The organism is Ancylobacter sp. (assembly GCF_965229075.1).
Lineage (GTDB): Bacteria > Pseudomonadota > Alphaproteobacteria > Rhizobiales > Xanthobacteraceae > Ancylobacter.
On record NZ_CBDDIO010000001.1, the window covers coordinates 187,643 to 213,760 of the forward strand.

Annotated in this window: 27 protein-coding genes; 7 read left to right on the plus strand and 20 right to left on the minus strand. The window is 68.4% G+C overall.

Annotated elements, in window-relative coordinates; all coding sequences use genetic code 11:
* Window positions 1-79: 79 nt before the first annotated feature.
* The 8 genes from mgtE to ACO07Z_RS01150 all read right to left on the minus strand — a co-directional run bounded on the left by mgtE (window position 80) and on the right by ACO07Z_RS01150 (window position 8,816).
* Window positions 80-1,459, minus strand: a complete 1,380-nt coding sequence (gene mgtE / locus ACO07Z_RS01115) for a magnesium transporter (RefSeq protein WP_421697013.1) — start codon at window positions 1,457-1,459, stop codon at window positions 80-82.
* Between the two features lie 345 nt (window positions 1,460-1,804).
* Window positions 1,805-2,527, minus strand: coding sequence for a (5-formylfuran-3-yl)methyl phosphate synthase (locus ACO07Z_RS01120; protein WP_421697014.1), 723 nt, complete (start codon window positions 2,525-2,527; stop codon window positions 1,805-1,807).
* Window positions 2,524-3,090 carry a DUF447 domain-containing protein gene (locus ACO07Z_RS01125; protein WP_421697015.1) on the minus strand — a complete coding sequence of 189 codons (567 nt, stop codon included), beginning with the start codon at window positions 3,088-3,090 and terminating at the stop codon, window positions 2,524-2,526. Before ACO07Z_RS01125 ends, ACO07Z_RS01120 begins: the two co-directional genes overlap by 4 nt.
* Window positions 3,087-4,550, minus strand: coding sequence for a DUF6513 domain-containing protein (locus ACO07Z_RS01130; protein ID WP_421697016.1), 1,464 nt, complete (start codon window positions 4,548-4,550; stop codon window positions 3,087-3,089). The genes ACO07Z_RS01125 and ACO07Z_RS01130 overlap by 4 nt, the downstream gene beginning before the upstream one ends.
* Window position 4,551: 1 nt before the next feature.
* Window positions 4,552-5,109, minus strand: a complete 558-nt coding sequence (locus tag ACO07Z_RS01135; RefSeq protein ID WP_307020428.1) for a flavoprotein — start codon at window positions 5,107-5,109, stop codon at window positions 4,552-4,554.
* Window positions 5,106-5,714 carry an aspartate kinase gene (locus tag ACO07Z_RS01140; RefSeq protein WP_421697017.1) on the minus strand — a complete coding sequence of 203 codons (609 nt, stop codon included), beginning with the start codon at window positions 5,712-5,714 and terminating at the stop codon, window positions 5,106-5,108. The genes ACO07Z_RS01135 and ACO07Z_RS01140 overlap by 4 nt, the downstream gene beginning before the upstream one ends.
* A 277-nt stretch (window positions 5,715-5,991) precedes the next feature.
* On the minus strand, window positions 5,992-6,798 hold the full coding sequence (locus tag ACO07Z_RS01145) for a TrmH family RNA methyltransferase (RefSeq protein WP_421697018.1): 807 nt from the start codon (window positions 6,796-6,798) through the stop codon (window positions 5,992-5,994).
* A gap of 203 nt (window positions 6,799-7,001) precedes the next feature.
* Complete coding sequence (locus tag ACO07Z_RS01150) at window positions 7,002-8,816, minus strand: ABC-F family ATP-binding cassette domain-containing protein (RefSeq protein ID WP_421697019.1); 1,815 nt, start codon at window positions 8,814-8,816, stop codon at window positions 7,002-7,004.
* A gap of 166 nt (window positions 8,817-8,982) precedes the next feature.
* Between ACO07Z_RS01150 and ACO07Z_RS01155 the strand changes: the two genes are divergently transcribed.
* The 6 genes from ACO07Z_RS01155 to ACO07Z_RS01180 all read left to right on the plus strand — a co-directional run bounded on the left by ACO07Z_RS01155 (window position 8,983) and on the right by ACO07Z_RS01180 (window position 13,711).
* Window positions 8,983-9,225, plus strand: coding sequence for a type II toxin-antitoxin system Phd/YefM family antitoxin (locus tag ACO07Z_RS01155; RefSeq protein ID WP_421697020.1), 243 nt, complete (start codon window positions 8,983-8,985; stop codon window positions 9,223-9,225).
* The gene (locus ACO07Z_RS01160) at window positions 9,222-9,635 is read left to right on the plus strand and encodes a type II toxin-antitoxin system VapC family toxin (RefSeq protein WP_421697021.1); all 414 of its coding nucleotides are present in this window, start codon (window positions 9,222-9,224) and stop codon (window positions 9,633-9,635) included. The genes ACO07Z_RS01155 and ACO07Z_RS01160 overlap by 4 nt, the downstream gene beginning before the upstream one ends.
* A 14-nt stretch (window positions 9,636-9,649) precedes the next feature.
* The gene (locus tag ACO07Z_RS01165) at window positions 9,650-11,071 is read left to right on the plus strand and encodes an FAD-binding oxidoreductase (RefSeq protein WP_421697022.1); all 1,422 of its coding nucleotides are present in this window, start codon (window positions 9,650-9,652) and stop codon (window positions 11,069-11,071) included.
* Between the two features lie 199 nt (window positions 11,072-11,270).
* Window positions 11,271-12,290: a tonB-system energizer ExbB gene (gene exbB, locus ACO07Z_RS01170; protein WP_421697023.1), complete on the plus strand. Its 1,020-nt coding sequence runs from the start codon at window positions 11,271-11,273 to the stop codon at window positions 12,288-12,290.
* 6 nt (window positions 12,291-12,296) lie between these two features.
* Window positions 12,297-12,836, plus strand: a complete 540-nt coding sequence (gene exbD, locus ACO07Z_RS01175) for a TonB system transport protein ExbD (RefSeq protein ID WP_421697024.1) — start codon at window positions 12,297-12,299, stop codon at window positions 12,834-12,836.
* The gene (locus ACO07Z_RS01180) at window positions 12,833-13,711 is read left to right on the plus strand and encodes an energy transducer TonB family protein (RefSeq protein ID WP_421697025.1); all 879 of its coding nucleotides are present in this window, start codon (window positions 12,833-12,835) and stop codon (window positions 13,709-13,711) included. The genes exbD and ACO07Z_RS01180 overlap by 4 nt, the downstream gene beginning before the upstream one ends.
* Here the strand turns inward: ACO07Z_RS01180 and ACO07Z_RS01185 are convergent.
* The 5 genes from ACO07Z_RS01185 to ACO07Z_RS01205 form a co-directional block, all read right to left on the minus strand.
* Window positions 13,698-14,729: a dipeptide ABC transporter ATP-binding protein gene (locus tag ACO07Z_RS01185; protein WP_421697026.1), complete on the minus strand. Its 1,032-nt coding sequence runs from the start codon at window positions 14,727-14,729 to the stop codon at window positions 13,698-13,700. The two genes, ACO07Z_RS01180 and ACO07Z_RS01185, sit on opposite strands and share 14 nt — an antisense overlap.
* Window positions 14,726-15,715: an ABC transporter ATP-binding protein gene (locus tag ACO07Z_RS01190; RefSeq protein WP_421697027.1), complete on the minus strand. Its 990-nt coding sequence runs from the start codon at window positions 15,713-15,715 to the stop codon at window positions 14,726-14,728. The genes ACO07Z_RS01185 and ACO07Z_RS01190 overlap by 4 nt, the downstream gene beginning before the upstream one ends.
* Window positions 15,715-16,695 (minus strand): ABC transporter permease subunit, encoded by a 981-nt coding sequence (locus tag ACO07Z_RS01195; protein WP_421697028.1) that lies wholly within the window; start codon window positions 16,693-16,695, stop codon window positions 15,715-15,717. The genes ACO07Z_RS01190 and ACO07Z_RS01195 overlap by 1 nt, the downstream gene beginning before the upstream one ends.
* A complete protein-coding gene (locus ACO07Z_RS01200) occupies window positions 16,688-17,698 on the minus strand; it encodes an ABC transporter permease subunit (protein WP_421697029.1) in 1,011 nt (336 codons plus the stop codon). Before ACO07Z_RS01200 ends, ACO07Z_RS01195 begins: the two co-directional genes overlap by 8 nt.
* A 179-nt stretch (window positions 17,699-17,877) precedes the next feature.
* Window positions 17,878-19,476 carry an ABC transporter substrate-binding protein gene (locus ACO07Z_RS01205; RefSeq protein ID WP_421697030.1) on the minus strand — a complete coding sequence of 533 codons (1,599 nt, stop codon included), beginning with the start codon at window positions 19,474-19,476 and terminating at the stop codon, window positions 17,878-17,880.
* Window positions 19,477-19,736: 260 nt separating this feature from the next.
* Between ACO07Z_RS01205 and ACO07Z_RS01210 the strand changes: the two genes are divergently transcribed.
* Entirely contained in the window at window positions 19,737-20,939 is a 1,203-nt protein-coding gene (locus ACO07Z_RS01210) for an acyl-CoA dehydrogenase (protein WP_421697031.1), read from the plus strand.
* Between the two features lie 102 nt (window positions 20,940-21,041).
* Here the strand turns inward: ACO07Z_RS01210 and ACO07Z_RS01215 are convergent, their stop codons facing one another.
* The 7 genes from ACO07Z_RS01215 to ACO07Z_RS01245 form a co-directional block, all read right to left on the minus strand.
* On the minus strand, window positions 21,042-21,491 hold the full coding sequence (locus tag ACO07Z_RS01215; RefSeq protein WP_421697032.1) for an RrF2 family transcriptional regulator: 450 nt from the start codon (window positions 21,489-21,491) through the stop codon (window positions 21,042-21,044).
* 119 nt (window positions 21,492-21,610) lie between these two features.
* Window positions 21,611-21,769 (minus strand): hypothetical protein, encoded by a 159-nt coding sequence (locus ACO07Z_RS01220; protein ID WP_421697033.1) that lies wholly within the window; start codon window positions 21,767-21,769, stop codon window positions 21,611-21,613.
* A 54-nt stretch (window positions 21,770-21,823) separates the two neighbouring features.
* Complete coding sequence (locus ACO07Z_RS01225) at window positions 21,824-23,170, minus strand: ATP-dependent DNA helicase (protein ID WP_421697034.1); 1,347 nt, start codon at window positions 23,168-23,170, stop codon at window positions 21,824-21,826.
* A gap of 66 nt (window positions 23,171-23,236) precedes the next feature.
* A complete protein-coding gene (locus ACO07Z_RS01230; protein ID WP_421697035.1) occupies window positions 23,237-24,079 on the minus strand; it encodes an EamA family transporter in 843 nt (280 codons plus the stop codon).
* A gap of 127 nt (window positions 24,080-24,206) precedes the next feature.
* A complete protein-coding gene (locus ACO07Z_RS01235) occupies window positions 24,207-24,758 on the minus strand; it encodes a hypothetical protein (protein ID WP_421697036.1) in 552 nt (183 codons plus the stop codon).
* 38 nt (window positions 24,759-24,796) lie between these two features.
* Window positions 24,797-25,159 carry a hypothetical protein gene (locus ACO07Z_RS01240; protein WP_421697037.1) on the minus strand — a complete coding sequence of 121 codons (363 nt, stop codon included), beginning with the start codon at window positions 25,157-25,159 and terminating at the stop codon, window positions 24,797-24,799.
* A 107-nt stretch (window positions 25,160-25,266) separates the two neighbouring features.
* A complete protein-coding gene (locus ACO07Z_RS01245; RefSeq protein ID WP_421697038.1) occupies window positions 25,267-26,103 on the minus strand; it encodes an EamA family transporter in 837 nt (278 codons plus the stop codon).
* Between the last annotated feature and the right edge of the window lie 15 nt (window positions 26,104-26,118).

The window sequence follows — 26,118 nt, forward strand, 5'->3', positions numbered from 1 at the left end:
TTGACCCGGGGATACCTTATTGCGTCGGAGGCCATCCGTCTCTGGGTGACCGGGACAAGCCCGGCCATGAGGGCGCGCCTTACAGCAGCGTGCCCTTGAGGATGACCAGCGCGACGGTGAAATAGATCACCAGGCCGGTCACATCGACGAAGGTCGCGACAAAGGGCGCCGAGGCGCTGGCGGGGTCGAAGCCGAGCCGGCGCAGCACGAAGGGTAGCATCGAGCCGATCAGCGAGCCGAAGGTGACGATGGCGATCAGCGCCGCGCCCACCGTTGCCGCCACCAGCATCCAGCGCTCGCCATAATCGTGGAAGCCGGCGACCTGCCAGACGGTGATGCGGGTGACGCCAAGCACGGCCAGCATGGAGCCGAGCGCGAGGCCGGAGGGCAGCTCGCGCAGGGCGACGCGCCACCAGTCCTTCAGCTTGATCTCGCCCAGCGCCAGCGCGCGGATGATGAGCGAGGTCGCCTGCGAGCCGGAATTGCCGCCGGAGCTCATGATCAGCGGGATGAACAGCGTGAGCACGATGGCGCGCTCCAGCTCGTCCTCGAAATGCTGCATGGCGTTGGCGGTGAGCATTTCGCCGAGGAACAGGATGGACAGCCAGCCGCCGCGCTTCTTCAGCATGTTGAAGAAGCCGATTTCCATATAGGGCTCGTCCAGCGCTTCCATGCCGCCGAATTTCTGCGCGTCCTCGGTGCCTTCCTCGATGATGGCGTCGATCATGTCGTCGACGGTGACGATGCCGAGCACATGCTCGTTGGCGTCCACCACGGGGACGGCGAGCAGGTCGTATTTGGTGATGAGGCGCGCGACATCCTCGCGGTCCATCAGCGGGTCGGCGGTGATCGGGTCGTGCTTGGGGGCGACGGAGAGAATGGGGTCGTCGGGCTCGCCGGTGATCAGGCGGCGCAGCGTCACCGCCTTGAGCAGCTTCTGCGTCGCGGGGTCGAGCACATAGATGGCGTAGATGGTCTCGCGCGTGCGCTCGATCTCGCGCAGATGGCGCAGCGTCTCGCCCACCGTCCAGCTCGACGGAACGGTGACGAATTCCGTGGTCATCAGCCCGCCGGCGCTGTGCTCGGGCCAGGCCAGCAGCTTGTTCAGCTCGACCTGCGTCTCGTGCGGCAGGCGGGCGAACAGATGCGAGCGGGCCGGCTCGTCCATCCAGCGGAACAGGTCCGCCGCGCGGTCGGCCGACATGTCGGAGACGAGGCGCACCGCCTCCTCGACCGGCAGCGCCTCGATCAACTCGCTGGTGAGATCGACATCGGGGCCGTCCAGCACCTCCACCTGCTGCTCGCGCGGCAGGCTGGCGAGCAGGGCCGAGGCGGTCCTCGGCTCGTGCTCGTCCAGCGCTTCGGCGATATCGGCGGGGTGTTCCTCGGCGAGTTCCGCCGCCAGGGCCGCGGTATCCACGAGCGCGTCGTCGCGGCGGTCTTCCGTCCGTTCGTCCATTTCGGCTCTCTTTCCGCTGTCCGGCCCTTGGCGGGCGGCGCGGGGAGCCGAAACCGGGTCAGGCCCGATGCCGGATCACAGCGCCGGCCGCGGCCGGCCGGACAATCGACTGGTACTGTCGCTGGGCATGGTTAGGGGATTCCAATTGCGCCGCGGTGACACGCGGCGGGCGGGGGAATGAACCTGCAAGGTGGTAAAGTCAAGGCGGCCGCGTCATCACCCCGCGCCCTGACCGAGCCGTCATCCCCGACGGTCCGTCAGGGCCGATCCGGGATCGCGTGCCGAAAACGATTGGTGGACGATCCCGGCTCTCCGCTGCGCTACGGCCGGGATGACGGCGCCGCGCTAATGGTCGCTCGGTTCGCGCAGGCGGGCGTGGACCTGGCCGAGGCGCGCGGGGTCGAGCGTGCCGGTGCGCCCGCCCTCGCACAGCGCGCCGCGAAAGCCGAGATAATCGGCGCCGACGCCCACCAGCGCCGGAATGTCCTCCAGCCGCAGCGAGCCGGCGAGGCCGGTCATCAGCCCGTGCCGGCGCGCCTCGGCGACGAATTGGCCGAGGGTGAGCGGGTCGAGATGGGCGGTCAGCGGGCCCGCCTTCTTGTCGGCGGTGTCGATCATCACCCCGGCGAAACCGGCACGCCCCAAGGCGGCGAGCACGGCGAAATCCGGCGCTTCGTCGGCGAACAGCACGCCGATCAGCCGCACTCGGCTGGCGAGCGGGGCCAGCGCCTCGATGCACTCATTGGCATGGGGGGAGACGAACAGGCCGACCTTGACCAGCGGCACGCCGGTGTCGGACACACGCTCGGCGGCGGCGCGGATGAGGCCGGGCACCATGGGCTGGTCGCCCACCGTGGCGCTGAGCGCCGGGCGCCCGGCCGTGCCGAGCTGCTCGCCCCAGGCGCTCCACAGCATGACGGCGGCGGTGAGCGCCTGCGTGCTCCAGGCCCCCAACGCGCCGAAGGCCGGCTGCTTGAGATCGACGATATCGGCGCCGCCGGCCCGCGCCAGCTCCATTTCGTGCAGATCGGTGACGCTGGCCAGCAGGCCGGGCGCGGCCGGGCTCACGAGGCGCGCCGGCGGCGGTGTTCCGCCACGGCCTCCAGCATCCAGCCCCAGGCTTCCAGCTCGTCCGGCCCGGCGGTCTTCTCCACCGCGATGGCGAGATAGGCCATCTCCTGATCGACCTTCTCATCCGGCAGCATGTTCAGCCGGCTGACCAGCACGGCGGCTTCCAGCACCGCCGCCTTGGCGCGGTTCATGCCGTCGAAGCGGGTGTGGCCTTCGGAATGATAGGTCTTGCAGAAGAATTTCGGCCGCTGCGGGTCGTCCTCCGCGCGCTCTACCGTCACCTCGTCATGCGAGAGGGCGTCGGCGAGGCGGGGGCAATCGATATAGGTCGCCTTCTTCACATCCACATTCAGCCGGCGGCCGACGACGCAGCTGGCGAAGATGCGCACATCGTCGGTGAAATTGACCACGGCGATGCGGGTGCTGGCGAGATTGTCCAGCGTGCGCGAGGGGCGGAAGGGCATGAGCAGATAGCCGCCCTCGATCACCGTCGCGCCCATTGGGGCGATGTGCGGCTCGCCATTGAGCGAGCGGGTGGTGACGATGGCTTCACGGATCACGGCGTCTCTCCGGCTTTCGGCGCGGCCTTGCTGCTCGCTTTGGCCTGCAAGGTCGTGCCGGCCTCCTTGAATGTCAAACGGTGAGCCGCCTCCGGGCTGCCGGCGATCTCGCCCGCCGCGCCCCATTTCAGCCCCTCATCCTGCGCGTAGCGCTTGCCGAGCTTGGAGGCAATTTCCGCCCGCGCGGTCTCGACGCCGAGATAGAAGGCATGCGCGCCGTCCGCCTCCACGCCGAGATGGGGAAACAGCGCGAAGGGCTCGCTGGCCACATGGTGGCCGTCGCGGTTGTAGATGTGGATGCCCGCCTCGGTGACATCGATGCGGAAATTGCGGTCGCGCACCTCGCCCGCCAGCCGGGCGATCTCCTCGGGCGAGGCGGCATAGGGCTTGCGGTCGCGCAGCGCCATCAGCCCGCCACCGAAGCCTTGCGGCAGCGCGCCGGCCTGGCGGGCGGCGAAATATTCCCGCCGCGCCCGGTCGAATTCGCGCACCGCCGTGCGGCAATGCGGGCTTACCTGCACCGCCAGCACCGCTTGAATGCGCAGCTCCGAAATCATCCCCATGAGAATGGCGTTGATGCCGGTCGTATCGGCGTCCGTCAGCTCGGTGACATTGCCGATGCCCATGAGCATGGGAATGTCGGGGTAGCGGCGGCGCAGCTCGGCATAGCGCACCACGGAGGCGGTGTAGCCGTAATGGATCGGGTCGAGGATCGGGTCGGCATAGAAGCGCTGGCCGGAGGAGAGGCAGGCGTCCACCGCGCGGCAGAGCGAAGAAAGATCGCCCTGCGTCGCCGGCACGAGAATGGGAATGGCCGGGCCTTCCTTGGCCACATCGAGCGTAGTCTCGTTGAGGCTGAGCAGATAATCCGCGCCGGCGCGGGTGGCGCGGGTGAGTTCCGTGAGATCGAAGGAATCGACGCTGACCTTCAGCCCCTGTTCGTGCAGGGCGGCGATGGCCTCTTCCAGATGCGGGAAGGGCGTGTCCGGCAGGCAGCCGAGATCGATCACATCGGCGCCCTCGCCCTTGAGGAACAGGGCGCGGGCAATGAGCGCGTCGATATCGAGCACGGTGGCGTCGACGATCTCGGCGAAGATGGTGACATCGTGCTGCGAGAGGTCCGCCGCGCGGCGCTTCTGACCGAAATAATCCGGCAGGTCGGCCATCTCGTCCGGGCCGCGGGTGAAGGGCACGCCGAAAAAGCGCTCCAGCCGGTCGAGATCGCCGCGGAAGCGGCCGGGCATCAGCACGCGGTCGGTGCCCTCGGGCAGCTTCAGCCGGCGCTCGACGATCTCCGCCGTCATCAGCGCCGCGACCTTGACCCCGACATTGACCACCACCGGGTGCAGCGTCGCGTCGGTAATCTCGCCGGCGATCTTCGTCAGGCGCGGCTCGGCCAGCGAGCCTGTGACGAGGGCGACCTTTTCCGGCCGGCCGGGCGGGGCGGGGTTCTCCGCCATGTCAGGTGGCGGCCTTTTCCGCGAGGTGGAGGCGCCGCGCGGCGATGGCGGCTTCGAGATCGCCGATGGATTCCACCACCACCGTGTCGTCGAATTCCTTCAGCTTGGCGGTGTTCTCCAGGTCGATCCGGCGGGGATAGACCGAGACGGGGCCCTTCGGCGCCATGGTGATCATCTCAGGCGCGGTGTCGCAGGCGAAGACGATAGCGTGGACGCGGCACTTGCCGGCCTGAGCGAAGCAATTGGTCACCAGCGTGTCGGAAATGCCGAACACCGCCTTCGCCACCGTGTTGGAGGAGGCGGGGGAGACGATGAGCGTGTGGTACAGCCCCTCGTAGAACCGCCCGACCGGGGCGGAACTGGCCGTCGTCTCCTTGAAGATGCGGGTGTCCTTGGGCAGGTCCTGCTTGTACATGCGCAGCACCTCGTCCGCCGCCTTCGAGACGAACAGGTCCACCGCGTCCAGCGCTTTGATCAGGGCGATGGATTCGGTGAAGTAATGGCCGGAGCCGGTGAGCGCCCAGGCCCAGCGCGGATAAAGTCCCTTGGTCGCGCTCATGCGGCGATGTCCTTCTGGGCGGAGGCGGCGGTGAGCGCCGCCGGCAGGGTCACCTCGACCGGGCCGCCGAGGCGGGCGGCGAAGGCGGGAAACAGCGGATCGACCAGCCCCGCCGCCGCCCAGTCCGCCGGGCCGCTGCCGGTGGGGGCGGGGGCCGACTTCACCAGCGTCAGCCGCGTGGCGTTGAGGGCGTGGGCGAGCCAGGCGGCGAGGCTGTCGGACGTCAGCTCCCAGCTTTCCGGCAGATCGCGGGCGGCCAGCGCCATCGCGGCGGGCAGCCACAGCGCGGCGCGGCCTTGGGCGTGCGCCTGCGCGATCTCTGCCGGCGTGGCGGCAAGAGCGAGGCCGGGTGCGAGATCGGCGAAGGCGTGGGCGGTCTGTTCCATGGCGAGGATCGCCATGCGGTGGCAGGCGGCATCGGACAGGCCGAGGCGCGGCTGCAGCGCCCGCACGCCATCCGCCAGCGGGCCGCCGCCGGCGACGAGAACGAGCGGCGCGCCCCGGCCGGCCAGCGCCGCCAGCAGCGGCGTCAAGGCGGGGTCGCGGACAAGGCTGCCGCCGAGCTTGATGACGGCAGGGCGGGGAGGGGGGAGGTGGTCCGGCATCGTTCAGCTTCCGTTCGGGCCGTCGGGCCGGCCGCGTCGCTCAGGCGTCAGCCTAAGCGGTTCCGCCGTCCGGCCAAGGGCACGCCGCGCATCTGCCGCCATACCAGCAAAAGCGCTGCTGCCAAAGCGGGCGGGGCCAAGAAAAAAGGCCCGAGGACATGCCTCGGGCCTTTGGAAGTTGACGATCAATCAGACGGCGTGCCGCCTGTAGAAGTGCAGCTGAGGATGCGCCTCGGCCCCCGAATTGTCGAGCGTTGATTCGCTTCTCACGCGTGGTTTACCGGCCACGCGCAAGCGCGTGTAGCGCGATACCGCTCGTTGTCGCGACATTGAGGGAATCGAAGCCGCCGCGCATGGGGATGCGGATCGTGCGGGTGCGGGCGAGGATGGAATCGGGCAGGCCCGGCCCTTCGGCACCGAGCAGCAGCGCGGTGCGCCGGGCGGGGCGCACCTCGTCCAGCGTCGTCGTCCCGGCGGGGCTGAGCGCCAGAATCGCGAAACCGGCGGCGGCGAGGAGGTCGAGCAGCGCTTCGGCCGAACCCTCGCGGGCGAAGGGCACGATCAGGCTGCCGCCGACCGAGACGCGGATCGCCTTGCGGTACAGCGGATCGCAGGAGGCGAAATCGAACAGCGCCGCATCCGCCCCGAAAGCGGCGGCGTTGCGCATGATGCCGCCGACATTGTCATGATTGGTGATGCCGAGCGGCACCACGACCAGCGCCTCGTCCGGCAGGGCCGCGATGGTGGCCGCCATGGACGGCATCTCGCCGCGCAAACCTATGCCGAGCAGCCCGCGATGGATGTGAAAGCCGGTGATGCCGTCGAGGATCGCCTGGCTGGCGGTGTAGACCGGCAGGTCTTGCGGCGCCTGCGCCAGCAGCGGGCCGAGCGCCTCGATCCGGCTTTCCGCCAGCAGCAGCGATTCCAGCGCGAATCGGTTGCGGGCGGAGAGCGCGACATCCAGCACCGTGCGGCCCTCGACGATGAAGCGCCCGCCGCGCCCCACCAGATCGCGCTCCTTGATGACGCGGTAGGCGTCGATGCGCGGGTCGTCGGGGGAGGTGAGGGGGATGAGGCGGGGCATGGCGGGTTCGGGCGTGTTCGACAAAGACGCCTGCGCGGGGGGCAGGCGCGGGAAGGGTGTGCGTCCTTCGAGGCCCGGCTGCGCCGGGCACCTCAGGATGACGAAGAAAGCTCAGGTCTTGTAACCCGCGCTCGTCATGCTGAGGAGCGGCGCGCCGCGCCGCGTCTCGAAGCACGCCGGCTTCAGGCCCCACGCAGAGGGGTTCACCCCTCCAGCTCTTCGCGCCGCATTTCCAGTTCCAGCCATTCTTCCTCGGCCTTGGCGAGTTCGGCCTGGGCCTTGGTCAGCTCGGCGGTGGCCTTCTGGAAGCCGGCGGGGTCGCGGGTGTAGAAATTCGGCGTGTGCAGCGTGTTGTTGAGCCGGGCGATGTCCGATTCCAGCTGCGCCATGCGCTTGGGCAGCTGGTCCAGCGCGTGCTTTTCCTTGAAGGAGAGCTTGCGCTTGGTGCCGGAGGCCGCCGGGGCGGCGCCCGCCTTGGCGGGGGCGGCTTTCGCGCTGGCCGCCGCGGCCGCCGCCTTCGCCTTCACCCCATGGCCGCGCTGGGCCACCATGTCGGAATAGCCGCCGGCATAGACTTCCCAATGACCGTCGCCCTCATAGGCGATGGTGGCGGTGACGGTGCGGTCGAGGAAGTCGCGGTCATGGCTCACCAGCAGCACCGTGCCGGCATAATCGTCGATCATCTCTTCCAGCAGGTCGAGCGTCTCCAGATCGAGGTCGTTGGTCGGCTCGTCCAGCACCATGAGGTTGGACGCCTGCGCCAGCGCGCAGGCCAGCAGCAGCCGCCCGCGCTCGCCGCCCGAGAGCTTGGAGACGGCGGTGCCGGCCTGTTCCGGCGTGAACAGGAAGTCCTTCATATAGCCGATGACATGACGCGGATTGCCGCCGACGAACACCTGGTCCCCGCGCCCGTCGGTGAGCGTGTCGCGCACCGAACGGTTGGGGTCGAGCGCGGCGCGGCGCTGGTCCAGCGTCGCCATCTCGATGTTGGTGCCCATCTTGGCCTTGCCGCTGTCGGGGGCGAGTTCCCCGGTCAGCATCTTCAAGAGCGTGGTCTTGCCGGCGCCATTGGGCCCGACAATGCCGATGCGGTCGCCGCGCTGGATGCGGATGGACAGATCGCGCACGATGACGCGATCGCCATAGGCCTTGGAGATGTGCTCGGCCTCCATCACCAGCTTGCCGGAGACTTCCGCCTCGGTGGCGGTGACGGAAATGGTGCCGACGGCGCCGCGATGCTCGCGGTATTGCGCGCGCAGGGCGGCGAGCTCGCCGACGCGACGCACGTTGCGCTTGCGCCGTGCGGTGACGCCGTAGCGCATCCAGTGCTCTTCCGCGACGATCTTGCGGGCGAGCTTCTGCTGGTCGCGCTCTTCCTCTTCCAGCACCTGGTCGCGCCATTCCTCGAAGAAGCCGAAGCCGCGCTCCATGCGCCGCGTGCGTCCCCGGTCGAGCCAGACGGTGGCGCGGGTGAGATCCTGCAGGAAGCGGCGGTCATGGCTGATGAGCACGAGGGCGGAGCGCAGCGAGGCGATCTCCGCTTCCAGCCATTCGATGGCCGGCAGGTCGAGATGGTTGGTCGGCTCGTCGAGCAGCAGAATGTCCGGCTCCGGCGCCAGCACGCGGGCAAGCGCTGCGCGGCGGGCCTCGCCGCCGGAGAGATTGGCCGGGTGCTCCGTGCCGGTGAGGCCGAGTTCGCCGAGCAGATATTGCGCGCGGTACTCCGCATCGCCCGGCCCCATGCCGGCCTCGACATAGGCGAGCGTGGTCTCGAAGCCGGAGAGGTCCGGCTCCTGCGGCAGATAGCGCACCGTCGCACCGGGCTGCACGAAGCGCGCGCCGCTATCGGCGGCGACAAGGCCGGCGGCGATTTTCAAAAGGGTGGATTTGCCCGAGCCGTTGCGGCCGACAAGGCCGACGCGCTCGCCGGCGGAAACGGAAAGCTCCGCCCCCTCCAGCAGCGGCGTGCCGCCGAAGGTGAGCTTGGTATCTTGAAGCAGAAGGAGAGGAGGCGCCATGGCGCGGGGATAGGGGCAAAGACGCGCGGGGGCAAGGGGTGGGGGCGCGGCGGGGCGACAATGGAGCCATGTCCGCGATGAGCGTCGCACCGGGCGGGCGCGCGCGCCTTGCCATTGCGGGGCAATGATGTACATAAATCATGTACATGTTTCAGGAGGCAGGCTCATGAACGCAAGGATCGTCCCGGCTGCGCAGTTCAAGGCCGAATGCCTGCGCCTGATCGACGAGATGAACGAGACCGGCGAGCCGGTGACCATTACCCGCCGGGGCAAGCCGGTGGCGGTGCTGAGCCCGGTTCCGGCCTCGCCGGCGCGGTCACTGATCGGTGCTTCCCGCGGGGTCGTCACCCGCTATGACGATCCGTTCGCCCCGGTGTCGGAACCGGGCGACTGGGCCGCCGCTTCGTGATCCTTCTCGACACGCATGTGCTGATCTGGGCGCTGGACGATGACGCCCGCCTCGGCAGGCAGGCACGCGCGGCCATTGACGAAGCGGGCGAGGCTGGCGGCGTTTTCGTCTCCGCCATCACGCCGTGGGAAATCGCCATGCTTGTGCACAAGGGCCGGCTGGCGCTGGCCGACGATGTGGGCGCCTGGCTGCAAACGGTTCTCGCCCTGCCGGCCCTGCGGCTCGCCGCGCTGGAGCCGGCCATTGCCGTCGACTGCGTGCGTCTGCCCGGCACGCTGCATGCCGATCCCGCCGACCGGCTGATCATCGCCACGGCGCGGCATCTGGGTTTTCCACTGCTCACCGCCGACCGTGCCATTCTCGATTATGGTAACGCCGGCCATGTCCATGTCATCGACGCTTCCCGCTAGCTCCAGGGTTCTTCATGTCCCCCCTCTCCCCCCTGCTTGCCACCCTCGCCCAGCGCATCGGCGCCGCGCATGTGCTCACCGATCCGGCCGACATGGCGCCCTATCTGCACGAGGAGCGCGGGCTCTATAAGGGCGAGGCGCCGGCGGTGCTGCGGCCCGGTTCCACCGAAGAGGTGGCATTCGTGGTCGAGACCTGCGCGCGGGCCGGCGTGCCGCTGGTGCCGCAGGGCGGCAATACCGGGCTGGTGGGCGGGCAGATGCCCTTCGGCCAGATGCTGCTCTCCCTCTCCCGCATGGATCGCATCCGCGCCGTCGACCCCGTCGACATGACGATGACGGTGGAGGCCGGCTGCATTCTCGACAAGGTGCACGCGGCGGCGGAGGAGGTGGGCTGCCTGTTCCCGCTGCATATCGCTTCACAGGGCTCCTGCCGCATCGGCGGTAACCTCGCTTCCAATGCCGGCGGCACCGCCGTGCTTCGCTATGGCAATGCGCGCGAGCTGGCGCTGGGGCTGGAAGTGGTGCTGGCCGACGGGCGGGTGTGGAACGGGCTGAAGCGGCTGCGCAAGAACAATGCGGGTTACGACCTCAAGCAGCTTTTCCTCGGCAGCGAAGGCACGCTCGGCATCATCACCGCCGCCGTGCTGAAGCTGTTCCCGCAGCCGGCGCAGCGCGCCACCGCCTTCCTCGCCGTGCCGGACCCGGCGGCCGCGCTCGCTCTGCTCAAGCGGCTGCGCGGGGAAGCGGGCGACGCGCTCACCACCTTCGAACTGATGGCCGCCTTCGGGGTGGAGACGGTGCTGAAGCATATGCCGGGGACCGTGCGTCCGCTGCGCGAGACCTATGACTGGTACGTGCTGGCCGAGCTTTCCTCGCCCACCCGCGCCTTCGACCTCGCCGCGCTGATGGAAGAGGGTCTCGGCGCCGCCATGGAGGCGGGCGAGGTGCTGGACGCCGCCATCGCCACCAGCGAGGCGCAGGCGGCGAATATGTGGCGGCTGCGCGAGGACATGTCGGAAGCGCAGAAGCATGAGGGCGGCTCGATCAAGCACGATGTCTCGGTGCCGGTCTCGCGCGTGCCGGAATTTCTCGAGCGCGCGCTGCCCGCTTGCCTCGCGGCGCTGCCGGGACTGCGCCCGTGCCCGTTCGGCCATGTCGGCGACGGCAACATCCATTTCAACCTCAGCCAGCCCGTGGGCATGGAAAAGGCCGCCTTCCTGGCGCTGTGGGAGCGGTTCAACCGCATCGTCCACGACATCGTCGACGATATGGACGGCTCCATCGCCGCCGAGCATGGCATCGGCCTTTTGAAGCGCGAGGAACTGGTGCGCTACGCCGACCCCGTGGCGCTCGACCTGATGCACCGGCTCAAAGGCGCGCTCGACCCCGCCGGCACGCTCAACCCCGGCAAGGTGATCGGTGTCTCGGTGGGATGAAGTCTTAGTCTAGAATAATGTAAAATTGTACAATCCTGCTTAACTCCAGTTTTGAAGGGTTCTACATTTGTATTTGTGAAGGATTTTGTGTTGTCGACTTAGTCGTCGCAGGTTTATGGAAGCCGGGACTGAGGACGTCCCCGTGGACATCTCCGCCTGTGGGCTGGAGCGCCGGGGAAGACCGGAGCTTCGGGAAGCCATGCCGACGACACCCAAGACCACCGCCCTGCGCCGCGCGCTGAACCTCGTTCTGGCGCTGGCGCTGCTGGTCGCCGCCCCGGTGGGGGCGTGGGCGCAGGAAACGGCACCGGCGTCGCCCGCCCTCTCGGCGCCGCCGGCGGCGACCACACCCTCCGCCCCGGCGTTTGATCCGCTGGTGCCGCCGGCCAGCGAGGCCACGCCAGTTGCCACGCCCGCCGACGCTCCCTCGGCCGCTATTCCTGCCACCGGGGATGCGGCCGCAGACCCGGCGGCGGGCGTTGCGCCGGAGGTGGGCGAGGATTCGAGCGTCGCCGCCCAACTCCCGCATGACCTGTCCCCCTGGGGCATGTTCATGGCGGCGGATTGGGTGGTGAAGGCGGTCATGATCGGCCTTGCCTTCGCCTCGGTGGTGACCTGGACCGTGTGGCTGGCCAAGACGATGGAACTCGCCGTCGCCAAGGGCCGGCTGCGGCGGGCGCTCAAGGGCTACCTCGCCAGCGCGACGCTGGAGGAGGCGCGCCGCGTCGATCCGCGCGGCCCGGCAGGCGCCATGCTGCGCGCCACCGATCTGGAACTGAAGCGCTCCGGCCCCTTGCCGGCCGACGGCATCAAGGAGCGCGTGTCGATCTCGCTCACCCGTATCGAGGTGGCGGCCGGGCGGGCGATCACCCGCGGCACCGGCCTGCTCGCCACCATCGGCGCCACCGCGCCCTTCGTCGGCCTGTTCGGCACGGTGTGGGGCATCATGAACTCGTTCATCGGCATCTCGAAGGCGCAGACCACCAATCTCGCCGTGGTGGCGCCGGGCATTGCCGAGGCGCTGCTCGCCACCGCCATCGGCCTCGTCGCCGCCATTCCGGCGGTGGTGATCTACAATCATTTCTCGCGTCAGGTGTCGGGCTATCGCGTCCTAATGGGCGATGCCTCGGCCGAGGTGCTGCGGCTGCTCTCGCGCGATCTCGACCGCCGCGACGCCGCCCGCGCGGCCCCGCAGCGCGTGCGCGCGGCGGCGGAGTGACCCGCCATGGGCGCCAAGCTGCAGAGCACGGACACGGACGACCTCGTCGAGAACCACGAGATCAACGTCACCCCGTTCATCGACGTGATCCTGGTGCTGCTGATCATCTTCATGGTGGCGGCGCCGCTTTCCACCGTCGATGTGGCGGTGGACCTGCCGGCCTCGAATGCGCAGGTGCAGCCGCGCCCGGACAAGCCGGTCTATCTCACCGTCAAGAGCGACCTCGTGCTCGCCATCGGCAATGACGACGTGGCGCGCGAGACGCTGGGGGCGACGCTGGACCGCACCACCGAGGGCAAGCGCGACACCCGCATCTTCCTGCGCGCCGACAAGAGCGTCGACTATGGCGCGCTGATGGAGGTGATGAACCTGTTGCGCGCCGCCGGCTATCTCAAGATCGCGCTGGTCGGCATCGAGATGGCGGGCCAGCAGGCTGCCGCCGCGCCGGTTCCTGCCGCGCCCGCCACCGGGACCGCGCCCGGCACCGCGCCTCTGCCGGCCCCGGCCGCACCCGGAGCGCCGGCACCCGGAGCGCCGGCGCCATGAGCCTGCTGCTGGTTCGCGGCGGTGGCGGGCATCGCCTGCGTGAGGCCGGGCTGTGGCTCGGCTGCGGCGCCGTGGTGCTGGTCCTGCATGGCGGCGCGCTCGGCTATATGCTGACCGACCCCCCGACCGTCATGACCGAGGAGCCGGCGGCGATCATGATCGAACTGGCGGAAATGCCGGTGGCGCCCGCGGCCGAGCCGACCGAACTGCCGCCCGGCCCGCAAATGGTCGAGGCGCAGGAGAAGGTGGAGGAAGAGACCCCGCCCGACCCGCTGGCCGAGGAAGTGGAGGACACCCCGCCGCCCGAGCCGCTGCCGCCGGAAGAGCCGATACCCGAGGTTGCCGAAAGCCCGGCCAAGGATATCGAGGTGCCGCTGCCGCCGCCCCCGCCGCTGGTGCAGGAAATTCCCCCGCCGGAGGAAAAGCCGGATCCGCCCAAGGAGCAGCCGAAGCCCAAGCCGAAGCCGAAGCCGAAGAAGGAAAAGAAGAGCGATCTTCCCCCCGCGCCGCGCACCTCGGCCGCGCCGGCGATGGACGCGCAGAATTCCGAGCGCATCGCCGCGCCGACGGCGGGCGCGGCGACCTCCAACAGCCGGGTACCGGCCAATTGGCGCTCGCGGCTGATGGCGCATCTCAACCGGCACAAACGCTATCCCGGCGGGGAGAGCGCCAGCGGCAAGGCGCGCGTGGCGTTCTCGATCAACCGGGCGGGGCAGGTGCTCTCGGCGCGGCTGGCGGGCTCGTCCGGCAATCCGCGCTTCGACGAGGAGGCGGTGGCCATGGTGCGCCGCGCCTCCCCGGTGCCGCCCCCGCCGCCGGAAGTCGCCGGCAGCACCATCACCTTCACCGTCCCGGTGCTGTTCAGCCTGCGGTGAGTGAGGGATTGGCGGCCGGCGCGTCGGCGCCAGTGACCCAGCAGGCGACGCGCTGCGCGCCCTTGGCGGCCAGCGGCGGCATCTCCACCCGGCAGCGCTCCACCACCAGCGGGCAGCGCGGGTTGAAGGGGCAGCCGCGCGGCGGGTTGAAGGGCGAGGGCAGTTCGCCCTCCAGCACGATGCGCTCCTTCTTCGCTTCCGGGTCGGCGACCGGCGTGGCCGAGAGCAGCGCGCGCGTATAGGGGTGCAGCGGCGCGTCGAAAATGGCGTCGCGCGGCCCATGCTCGACGGCGCGGCCGAGATACATCACCAGCACCTCGTCCGCCATGTGCCGAACCACGCCGAGATCATGGCTGACGAAGACATAAGCGACGCCGAGCTGTTCCTGCAGTTCCGCCAGGAGGTTCAGCACCTGCGCCCGTACCGACACGTCGAGCGCCGAGACCGGCTCGTCCAGCACCAGGATTTTCGGCCGCAGCACCAGCGCGCGGGCGATGGCGATGCGCTGGCGCTGGCCGCCGGAAAACATGTGCGGGTAGCGGCCATGGTGTTCGGGCCGCAGCCCGACCCGGGTCATCATGTCCAGCGCCCGCGCGCGGCGCTCGGCGGCGGAAAGCGACGTGTTGACCAGCAGCGGCTCTTCGATCGCCTTGCCGATGGTCTGGCGCGGGTTGAGCGAGCCGAACGGGTTCTGGAACACCATCTGCACTTCGCCGCGGTAGCGCCGCAGCGTGCGGGCATCGGCCTCGGCGACATCGACGTCATCAAGCCGCAGCGAGCCGGCGCCCGGCCGCTCGATCAGGGTGAGCATGCGGGCCAGCGTCGACTTGCCGGAGCCGGATTCGCCCACCACCGCCAGCGTCGAGCGCGGGGCGAGGCGGAAGCTGATGCCGGCCACCGCCTTCACCGTGGCGGATTTGGCGAACACGCCGCGCGAGACCTCGTAGCTCTGGGCGAGATCGATGGCTTCCATCACCGCCTCCGCCGGCGGGGTGGCGTGGGACAGGGGCGCGTTCATGCCGCGAACTCCCGGCGCTGGGGCACACCGGCAAGGAGCGGCGTGTGGCAGAGGGCGAGGCCGAGTTCCGCCCCCGCGCGCGGCGGCGGCACGGTGCGGCAGGTCTCGGTGGCGAAGCGGCAGCGCGGCGAGAACAGGCAGCCCGCCGGCCGGTCCGCCAGCCCCGGCACGATGCCGGGAATGGAAGGCAGCAGCCGGCCCTGCGCCCGCTCCGGCAGTGCCGCCAGCAGCGCGGCGGTGTAGGGGTGGTGCGGGTCGCGGAACAGGCCGCGCGTGTCCTGCATCTCCACCTGCTGCCCGGCATAATGCACGCAGACGCGCTGCGCCGTTTCGGCCACCACGCCCATGTCATGGGTGATGAGCACGAGGCCGACGCCGCTCTCCTTCTGCAGCTTCAGCAGCAGATCGAGAATCTGCGCCTGGATGGTGACATCGAGCGCGGTGGTCGGTTCGTCGGCGATGATGAGCTTGGGGTTGCAGGCAAGCGCCATGGCGATCATCACCCGCTGGCTCATGCCGCCGGAGAGCTGGTGCGGAAACGCCTTCAGCCGCCGCTCCGGCTCGGGAATGCCGACGAGCTCCAGCAGTTCCACCGCGCGCGCCTGACGCTGGGCGCGGGAGAGATCGAGATGCGCGGCCATGGCTTCGCGGATCTGGAAGCCGACGGTGAAGCACGGGTTGAGGCTCGACATCGGCTCTTGGAAGATCATGGCGAGGTCGCGCCCGATGATCTTGCGCCGTTCGCGGGCGGAGAGGGCGAGCAGGTCGCGCCCGTCGAACATCATCCGGTCGGCGGTGACGGTGGCGATCCAGGGCAAAAGCCCCATCACCGCCAGCATCGCCACCGACTTGCCCGAGCCGGATTCGCCGACAATGGCGACGAGTTCGCCCGGGGCGACATCGAGATCGACCTTGTCCACGGCGCGGAACGGCCCGCGCCCGGTGGCGAAGGTGACGGAGAGATTGCGGATGGAGAGCAGGGACATCAGCTCCGCCTCAGCTTCGGGTCGAGCGCGTCGCGCAGGCCGTCGCCCATCAGGTTGATGGCGACCACGGTGACGAGAATGGCGAGGCCGGGCAGGGTGACGATCCACGGGGCGGAGCGGATGAATTCGCGCGCATCGGCCAGCATGGCGCCCCATTCCGGCGTCGGCGGCTGCGCGCCGAGGCCGAGAAAGCCGAGCGCCGCCGCTTCCAGAATGGCGTCGGAAATGCCCAGCGCGGCCTGCACGATGAGCGGGGCAAGGCAGTTCGGCAGCACGGTGACGAACATCAGCCGCAGCCGGCCGACGCCGGCCACCTGCGCGGCGACGACATATTCCTTCGACAGTTCCGCCAGCGCCGCGGCGCGCACCAGGCGCACATAGCGCGGCAGATACACCACCGTCACCGCCACGATGGTGTTGGTGAGGCTTGGGCCGAGCACGGCGACGATGAGGATGGCGAGCACCAAGCTCGGGATCGCCACCACCATGTCCATGACGCGCATGATCACCACCTCGACGAGGCCGCGCAGGAAGGCGGCGGCCAGGCCAAGGACGATGCCGAGCGCCACCGAGACCACCATCACCGACAGGCCGATGCCGAGCGAGATGCGCGCGCCATAGATGAGGCGGGAGAGCACGTCGCGCCCCACCGCATCCGTGCCGAACGGGAAGGTCCAGTTGCCGCCGGCCCAGACCGGGGGCAGCAGCACGCTCTGGCGGAACTGCTCGATCGGCGAATGCGGCGCCACGAAAGGCGCGAACAGCGCCAGCAGGGTGATGAACACGACGACGGCGAGGCCGAGAACCGCGCCGCGATTCTCGCTGAAGGCGGACCAGAAGGCCCGCAGCGGCGAGGGCTCGGCGCCCACCGGCTCCACCTCCGCCACGGCGGCGGCGCTGAGGCTGAGGCCGGAATCGCTGACCAGCAGCCGCTCGGGCGCGGTCGGCATCGGATCGTCGATGGCGTTTTCCTCAGCCATGCCGGATCCTCGGGTTGATGGCGACATAGAGCATGTCGACAATGAGATTGACGAGGATGACGATGGCGGAGATCAGCATGATGCCGCCCTGCAGCGCGGGATAATCGCGGCGGGAGATCGATTCGATCAGCCATTTGCCCACCCCCGGCCAGGCGAAGATGGTCTCGGTGAGCACCGCGCCGGCGAGCAGCGTACCGGTCTGCAGGCCAACCACGGTGACGACGGGGATCAGGGCGTTGCGCAGCGCGTGCAGCCCGACCACGCGCAGCGGCGAGAGGCCTTTGGCGCGGGCGGTGCGCACATAATCCTCGCCCAGCACTTCCAGCATGGAAGACCGCGTCATCCGCGCAATCACCGCCAGCGGAATGGTGCCGAGCACGATCGTGGGCAGGATGAGATGCGCCACCGCCGCGCTGAAGGCGCCGTCCTCGCCCGACAGCAGGCTGTCGATCAACATGAAGCCGGTCACCGGCTCGAAATAATAGTTGATGAGGTCCATGCGGCCGGAAACCGGGGTCAGGCCCAGATATTCCGACATGAACATGATGAGCAGCAGGCCCCACCAGAAAATGGGCATGGAATAGCCCGCCAGCGCGACCGCCATCACCGAATGGTCCAGCACCGAGCCACGCCGCACCGCCGCCAGCACGCCGGCGGGCACGCCGAGCACCACGGCGAAGACGAGGGCGCAGAGCGCGAGTTCCAGCGTCGCCGGGAACAGGATGAGGAATTCGTGCAGCACCGGCGTCTTGGTGACGATGGAGACGCCGAAATCGCCGTGCAGCAGGGCGTATACGTAATCGAGGAACTGCTTCCACACCGGCTGGTCGAGGCCGAGCTCATGGCGCAGCGCCGCCAGCCGCTCGGGGTCGATGCCGCGTTCGCCGGTGCGCGCCTCGATGGGGTCGCCGGGCACGAGGCGCACGGCGACGAAGGTGACGAACATCAGCGCCACGAAGGTGGGCAGCGTCAGCGCGACACGGCGGAGGATGAGTTTCAGCATGTGCGGGGCGTACCCATGGGTCGGGCCTGTCCCGGCAAGGCGTCATCGTCCCGGATACCGCGCGGCGGTGATCCGGGATCGCGCGACGGAAATGCGCCTTGGCGGGTGGCGATCCCGGAACGCGGCTTGCCGCGTCCGGGAGGCGGGGCGTGCCGGGGCTTGCGGCCCCGGCCGGCCGGTCACTTCAGGTCGACGCCGTAGAATTCGTGGCGGCCGAGCGGGCTGACCTTGTAGTCCACCACTTCCTTGCGGGTCGGCTCGTACACCACCGAATGGGCGATGGTGAACCAGGGCGCCTCTTCCTTCACGATGACCTGCGCCTGCTCATAGAGCTTGGTGCGCTCGGCGGTGTCCGAAATGGTCTTCGCCTTGTTGATCAGCGCGTCGAAGTCCTTGTTGCACCATTTGGACAGGTTCTGGCCGCCGGGACGGGCCGCAGCGCAGCCGAGCAGGAAGAAGAAGTTGTCCGGGTCGCCATTGTCGCCGGTCCAGCCGAGCTGGCCGGTCATGTGCTCTCCCTGCTGCAGCCGCTTGCGGTATTCGCCCCACTCATAGGAGACGAGCTTGGCATTGACGCCGATCTTGGCGAGGTCCGCCTGCATGATCTCGGCGATGCGCTTGGCGTTCGGGTTGTAGGGGCGCTGCACCGGCATCCACCACAGGTCGATGTCGAGCGGCGTCTTCACCCCCGCATCGGCCAGCATCTTTTTGGCCTTCTCGGGATCGTAGGGATAGTCCTTGATCGCGGTGTTGTAGGACCAGATGGTCGGCGGGATCGGGTTGATCGCCGCCTGGCCGGCGCCCTGATACACGTCCTTGATGATGGCGGCCTTGTCGATCGCCATGTTGAAGGCCTGCCGGACTTCCTTCTTGTCGAAGGGCGGCTTCTGCGTGTTGAAGGAGAGATAGCCGATATTGAGGCCCGGCTGGGAGATCAGGTTGACCACCGGGTCGGTCTTCATGCCGGCGATGTCGGCCGGGTTCGGCGCGATCATCACATGGCACTCGCCCTTCTTCAGCTTGGCGTAGCGCGCGGTCGGGTCCGGGGTGATGGCGTAGACGAGATTGTCCAGCGCCGGCTTGCCGGCGAAATAGGCCGGGTTGGCCTTGTAACGGATCACCGCGTCCTTCTGGTAGTTGACGAAGGAGAACGGGCCGGTGCCGACCGGGATCTGGTCATACTGCTCGGGCGTGCCCTTCTTGAGCAGGAAGTCGGCATATTCCTTCGAGGTAATAGTGCCGAAATCCATGGCGAGGTTCGCCAGCATCGGCGAATTCGGCTCGGTGAGGACGAATTTGACGGTGTAGTCGTCCACCTTGTCGATCGACTTGAGCAGGTCGGGCATGCTCATGTCGTTGAAGTAGTCATACGCGCCGCCGGTGACCTTGTGGTACGGGTTTTCCGGCTTCCACTGGCGCTCGAACGAGAAAAGCACGTCGTCCGCGTTGAAATCGCGGGTCGGGGTGAAACCGTTCACGCCGGAATGAAACTTCACGCCCTTGCGCAGCTTGAAGGTGATTTCCTTGCCGTCGTCGCTCACCGTCCAGCTCTCGGCGAGGGAGGGAACGACCTTGGTCGTGCCACGCTCGAACTCGACGAGCTGGTTGTATACCGGGCGGGCGGCGTCGAAGCTGGTGCCGGTGGTGTTCAGGGCGGGGGTGAAATTCTCCGGGCTCCCTTCGGAGCAATAGACCAGCGTCTTGGCGGCGTAGGACGGCGCGCACAGCGCCACGAGCATTGCAGCCGCAAGGGCGGCCTTGGCAGGAAAAGCCGACATCTCTGAATTCCCCTCTCATGAACCGCGCGAGGCGTGCCCATTGTTTGGGCCGGCCTATTGCGTCATCGCGACGGTCCGATTTCACAACTGAAACACGTGTCCCATTATTGCGCAATCGTACCCCACCCCCCGACCTAAGTCGTATTCCCTAACGTCACTCACGGGATCGCGGCTTCCGTCGAAGGGCGGATGCACAGCGCCGCGCGACGTTGTAAGAGAGGCGGCCGGCCTCGGGTGCCGGTACGTCCGGGAGAAGTCGCATGAGTGCCGCGCCGTCCGCCGCCAAGGTTTCCTTCGACTGGGCCGATCCGGTCGATTTCGATGCGCAGCTGACCGAGGAAGAACGTCTGGTGCGCGACACGGCGCGTGACTATGCGCAGGAAAAGCTGCTGCCGCGCGTGACTGCCGCCTATATGGAGGAGCGCTTCGATCGCGAGATCATGAGCGAGATGGGCGCGCTCGGTCTGCTCGGCCCCACGATCCCCGAGGAATATGGCGGGGCGGGCCTCGGTTACGTCTCCTACGGGCTGGTGGCGCGCGAGGTGGAGCGGGTCGATTCGGGCTATCGCTCGGCGATGAGCGTGCAGTCCTCGCTGGTGATGCACCCGATCAACGCCTATGGCAGCGAGGAGCAGAAGCGCAAATTCCTGCCGAAGCTCGCTACGGGCGAGCTTGTCGGCTGCTTCGGCCTGACCGAGCCGGATGCCGGCTCCGACCCCGCCGGCATGCGCACCCGCGCCGAGAAGATCGACGGCGGCTACCGCCTCTCCGGCGCCAAGATGTGGATCACCAATTCGCCGATCGCCGATGTCGCGGTGGTGTGGGCCAAGTCCGCCGCCCATGGCGACGAGATTCGCGGCTTCCTGGTCGAGCGCGGCATGAAGGGGTTCACCACCCCGAAGATCGAGCACAAGCTCTCGCTGCGCGCCTCCATCACCGGCGAGATCGTGCTGGATGGGGTCGAATTGCCGGAAGAGAACCTGCTGCCGAATGTCTCCGGCCTGAAGGGTCCGTTCGGCTGCCTCAACCGCGCCCGCTTCGGCATTGGCTGGGGAACGATGGGGGCGGCGGAAGCCTGCTACAGCGCCGCGCGCCAGTACACGCTCGACCGCAAGCAGTTCGGCAAGCCGCTGGCGGCGACGCAGCTGATCCAGAAGAAGCTCGCCGACATGGCGACCGAGATCACGCTCGGCCTGCAGCTCGCCCTGCGCGCGGGCCGGCTGTTCGACGCCGGGCAGCTGCCGGTGGAGACCATCTCCATGCTCAAGCGCAACAATTGCGGCAAGGCGCTCGACATCGCCCGAGCCGCCCGCGACATGCATGGCGGCAACGGCATTTCCGGCGAATTCCCCGTCATGCGCCACATGGTGAACCTGGAAACGGTGAACACCTATGAGGGCACGCACGACATCCACGCGCTGATCCTCGGCCGGGCCATCACCGGGCATCAGGCGTTCTTCTGAGCGCGACTTGTTCGTCATCCGACAGCCGTCATCCCGGAAGGACCGACAGGTCGTCTCCGGGGTGACAGGCGTGAGTGCAAGGCGGCCGGAGGCCGCCTCCGCTCAGATGCTGTACATCAGGTCGGCATTGGGGGCGTGGGAGAAGATGACCATGTCGTGCAGCGACATTCCGTCGAGAATGTCCGACATGGCGTCGCGCACCTTGCTCATGGTGATGCGCACCGAGCAGGTGGCGAGGTCCTCGCAGTCGTCGCAGGCCACATAGGCGCTCTTGCTGGCGCAGCTGAGCGGGGCCAGCGGGCCGTCGAGCACGCGGATGATATGGCCGATGCGGATCTCGCGCGGGGTCTTGGCCAGCGCATAGCCGCCACCCGGCCCCTTTTTGGAGCGCAGCATGCCGGCGTTGCGCAGTTCCAGCAGAATGGCGTCGAGGAATTTCTTCGGAATGTGGTTGGCGGTGGCGATCTCCTGCCCCATCGCGCTCGCGCCGGGTTCGAGCCGGGCGAGATAGAGCATCGCCTTCAGGCCGTATTTGCCCTTGTTGGTCAGCATGTCCGCTTCGTCATGTCGCCGCCCCCGGGGTTGGATGGAAGGGCGGGCGGAGCCGGGCACCGCCGTCCTGCCGGCAAAATGCGCGACCGGCGCCGATTCGGCCAGTGCCGTGCCGGCGGTCAGCGCGGGGCGGCACCCGCCTCGACATTGGCCGCGAGCTTTCCGGCGTCACGCGCTTCCGGCACGGGATGCAGGAACAGCACGGCGGCGATGACGGCGCCATAGGCCAAGGCGAATAGCAGCTTGTCGCGGGTGCGGCGGAGGCCGGTCTGGCTCATGGTCACTCTCCAGTCGGAGAGTAATCTATCGACCATATAGGAATATGTAAAGGGTCAGTCGTCGTCGAGGCCGCGCGCGGCGGTCATCAGATTGCCATTGCCCTCGAAGGCGGCGGTGAAGGCGGCGACGCGGCGGTCGATGCGGATGTCGGAGGCGCGCAGCGGCCGGGCCAGCGACAGCCCTTCCAGCGAGCGGGCGCGCGAGAGGGCGACATAGGCCTGGCCGGCGGCGAAGGCGCCGGCGTCGAAGTCGATCCGCACATCTTCCAGCGTCAGTCCCTGCGCCTTGTGCACCGTCACCGCCCACGCCGGCACCAGCGGCAGCTGGGTGTAGGTGCCGACCACCTTGGCCGCGACCTTGCCGGTGGCCTCGTCCCAGTCATAGCGGATGCGCTCCCAGCTGGTGCGCTCGATCTCGACGATGCCGCCACCGTCGAGCCGGACATAGGCGCGGTCCGGGGCAAGGCCGGTAACGGTGCCGACCGAGCCATTGACCCATTGCCGCTCGGGGTGGTTGCGCACCGTCATGACGCGGGCGCCGACCTTCAGCGCCAGCGTTTCCGGCACCGGCAGGCGGTCATTGGCGAGGTCGAACTCGCCCTCGCTCTTGCCCTCGAACAGTCGGCCGTCGTCGTACAGCGCTTCCATGCCGCGCCGGTTATAGGCGTCCACCCGCGCATTGGTCGGGGCGAGCACGACCGGGATGCGCCCGGGCCGGTGGTCGCGATGCGAGGCGGCGTTGATGGCGGCGATGGCATCACCGACAAAGCGGCCGGTGCGCAGTTCCGCCAGATGCTGGACGAAGGTGTCGTCGGTCTGGCGGTAGACGGTGAGGAAGGGCAGCCGCGCCGGCTCCACCTCGCGCAGCACGCGGGCATCGAAGGCGAAGGGGCCCTCATAGCCGAGATGGCCGAGGATTTCCCGTTCGGCCTGCGGCACGACCGGCGGCAATTGCAGGAAATCGCCGACCAGCACCACCTGCACCCCGCCGAACGGCTCGGGATTGCCGCGGGCAATACGCAGGCTGCGGTCCACCGCGTCGAGCACATCGGCGCGGACCATGGAAATCTCGTCGATGACGAGGCGTTCCAGCTTCTTCATCAGCGTGCGCTTCGGCGAGCGCGGGCGCACCTGGTCGGGGTCCATCAGCCGGGGCGGCAGGCCGAAGAAGGAATGGATGGTCTGTCCGCCCAGTTGCAGCGCCGCGACGCCGGTGGGGGCGAGAAACGCCTGCTTGCCGCCGCCATGCTTGCGCAGCGCGTGCAGGAAGGTCGTCTTCCCCGTGCCGGCGCCGCCCAGCACCATGATGAGCGGCGCGCCGGAGCCGACCAGCGCGAGCGGCCCGGCAAAGGCCTCGGCGGGGAGGGAAGGGCGAATCGGCAGGGCGGCTTTCTCGTTCATCGGCGCAATGGAGCACAGGAGGCCCGGCGGGGCGACTGGCGCGCGCGGGCGGTCAATCCGAGGCCGTCAATGCAGCTTGATCAGGACCAGCCCGGCGACGATCAGCGCGGCGGCGATCAGGCGTTCGCGCCGCAGCGGCTCGTGCAGCACCACGACAGCGATCACCGCGCCGAACAGCACGCTGGATTCCCGCACAGCCGCGACGAGCCCGATCGGCGCCTTGGTCATCGCCCAGATGGAGATCCAGTAGGCGGCGAGCGACATCGCCCCGCCGGCAAGGCCCGGGCCGAGGAAGGAGAGAGTGGGCGCCAGCGCGCGCGGCCCCTTCCAGGCGAGGCCGAACAGGGTGATGACCAGGCTGTCGGCGACGAACAGCCAGGAGGTGTAGACATGCGCCGAGCTGGCGCTGCGGGCGCCGAGCCCGTCCACCAGCGTGTAGGCGCTGATCGACACGCCGCACATCAGCGCGAGGCGCAGCGCGGTGCGGTCGATGGCGGCGATGCCGGCGCGGGGCCAGGCGAGGGACAGGATGCCGAGCGCCAGCAAACCGACCCCGAGAAAGCCCTGCGCATCCACCGCCTCGCCCACCAGCGTTACCGAGAGCACGGTGGTGAGCAGCGGCGCGCTGCCGCGCGCCAGTGGGTAGACCTGTCCCATATCGGCGCGGCGATAGGCGCCGGAAAGCGTGAGGTAATAGACGAGATGGATGGCGACGGAGGCGGCGATCCACGGCCACACATGCGCCTCCGGCGGGCCGAGATGCAGGGCCACCGGCAAGGCGAGCACGCCGCAGGCGGCATTGACCAGCACCACGGCGAGAAACGGATCGAGCCGGATCTTCAGCACCGCATTCCAGCCGGCATGCATCGCGGCGGCGGCGATGACGGCGAGGAAGACGGAAAGGTCCATGGGGCGACCGGCCGGAGGAAGGAGGCCGGGCTCTAGCCGATTCCGTCCGTCCTGCCGAGAATTATCGCGCCATGCCGCTTGGTCAGCGTCACGCCGGCGACGACGAGGGGCGCGCTGTCCGAGCCCGTCAGGGGCTCGGCTCCGGCAGGCGGAGCAGAGCCTTCAGCCGCTCGAACGCCGCATCGGATGACTGCGCGCTAAGGGCGGCGACGCAGAGCGGGTGGTAGGAGTCGCGCCACAGCCACGTCCAGGGGTGGAACGTGGCGCCCGAAGCCCGCACCTGCCCGTCGATCCTCTCCGCCGCATCGAGCCAGGAACCGTTTATCGGGATGCCGTCCCCCACATGCGCGACGGTGCCGTCATCGAAGGTGACATTGTAGATGATGCTCTCTTTGACGCCGTGCTTGTCCGATATGTGGTTGCATCCCGTTTCGACCGAGACCGCCGAGGTCCATTCGCGCGGCGGCGATGCGTTCCAGGGAAGGAGAGGCTCCACGACATAGGCCGTCGGGGTGTAAATTTCATAGGCCCGCGTTTCGCGATGGGCCACCCAGGCGCTGATCGCCAACAGGAATGCCGCGATGGCTGCGCCGATCAGAACCGGATCAAGAACGACCCTTCGAACATAGCGCGCGGAGTTGCACTCGAATCTTAAATGATGCAGCCGCTTTTCGGTCATCCACTTCGACGATAGAGAGTTCTTTGGGTCCAATATCGCTAGAACAAAAAACTTACCATTGCACGCCGAGACAGCAGTGCTGTCAAACCCACTATGGCGAAAGCTGGAAAGAGCATGCCGAAGATGGAGATGATCAGCCAGATGCCAGGACTGAGGTGATACAGAATGCCGTCGGTGGACGCAGCGACGGAGCGAGCATTTTTACGAGCGGCGACATTTAGTATACTCATAAAGTATAAAGATATACTGAGGCCGGCTATTTGAACAGCTGCGAACAGCAATACGAAAAACCAACGATGGATCGGAATGGCTCGGTAACGCGCGACATAGTCGATGACATGGCGGGGGACGCCGGCGTCGCTTAACGCGCGCGCGGTGTCGTCACTTTGTTGCGTTCCCAAGTCGTGCCCCCGCAGATGCTAGCGCCTCAACCCTAGCGCCACCTGTCAAGCGCCGGCAACGCTGCGTGCGTGCTTGGGCACCATCTGGCGGGGCGGCAGTCCTTTCCTCAATGCAGCTTGATCAGCGTCACCCCGGCCACCACCAGCACGGCGGCGAGGAGGCGTTCGGGGCGCAGCTTCTCCTGCAGCACCCAGACGGCGAAGCCGGCGCTGAACAGCACGCTGGCCTCGCGCACCGCTGCCACCAAGCTGATCGGCGCCCGCGTCATCGCCCAGACGCACAGATAATAGCTGACGAACAGCATGGCGCCGCCGATCAGCGCCAGAGCCCAATGCCGCCGCACCGGCGCGAAAAAGGCGGTGCCCTTCCACAGCATCAGGCCCAGCGCCACCAGCACGGCGTCGGCGACGAACAGCCACGCCGTATAGACCGAAGGTGAGCCGAGCCGCCCCGCCGTGCCGTCGATGAGCGAAAAGGCGGTGACCGCCACGCCCGAGCCGAGCGCCAGCGCGAGCGCGGCGGCCTGCGCGGCTTCGCCCCGGCTACGCCAGCCGGTGACCAGCACGCTGGCGGAAAGAAGCGCGATGCCGGCCACGCCGATGGGACGCACCGGCTCGTGCAGCACGAGAATCGCGACGGCGGCCGTCATCAGCAGCGCGCCGCCGCGCGCCACGGGATAGACAAGGCCGAGATCGGCCCGGGCATAGGCGCCGACGAGGCAGCCATAATAGGCAAGATGCGCGCTCATCGAGCCCGCCATCCACGGCCACAGCGCCGGCTCCGGCGGGCCGAGCGCCAGCGCCACCGGCAGCGCCACCACCCCGCCGCCAAGCACGACGAGGGTGAGGGCCGAGAGCGGATCGAGCCGCAGCTTCAGCAGCACGTTCCAGCCGGCCTGAAGCAGGGCCGACAGCAGCACGACGAGAAGAACGGTGAGGTCCATGACAGGGCCGCGATG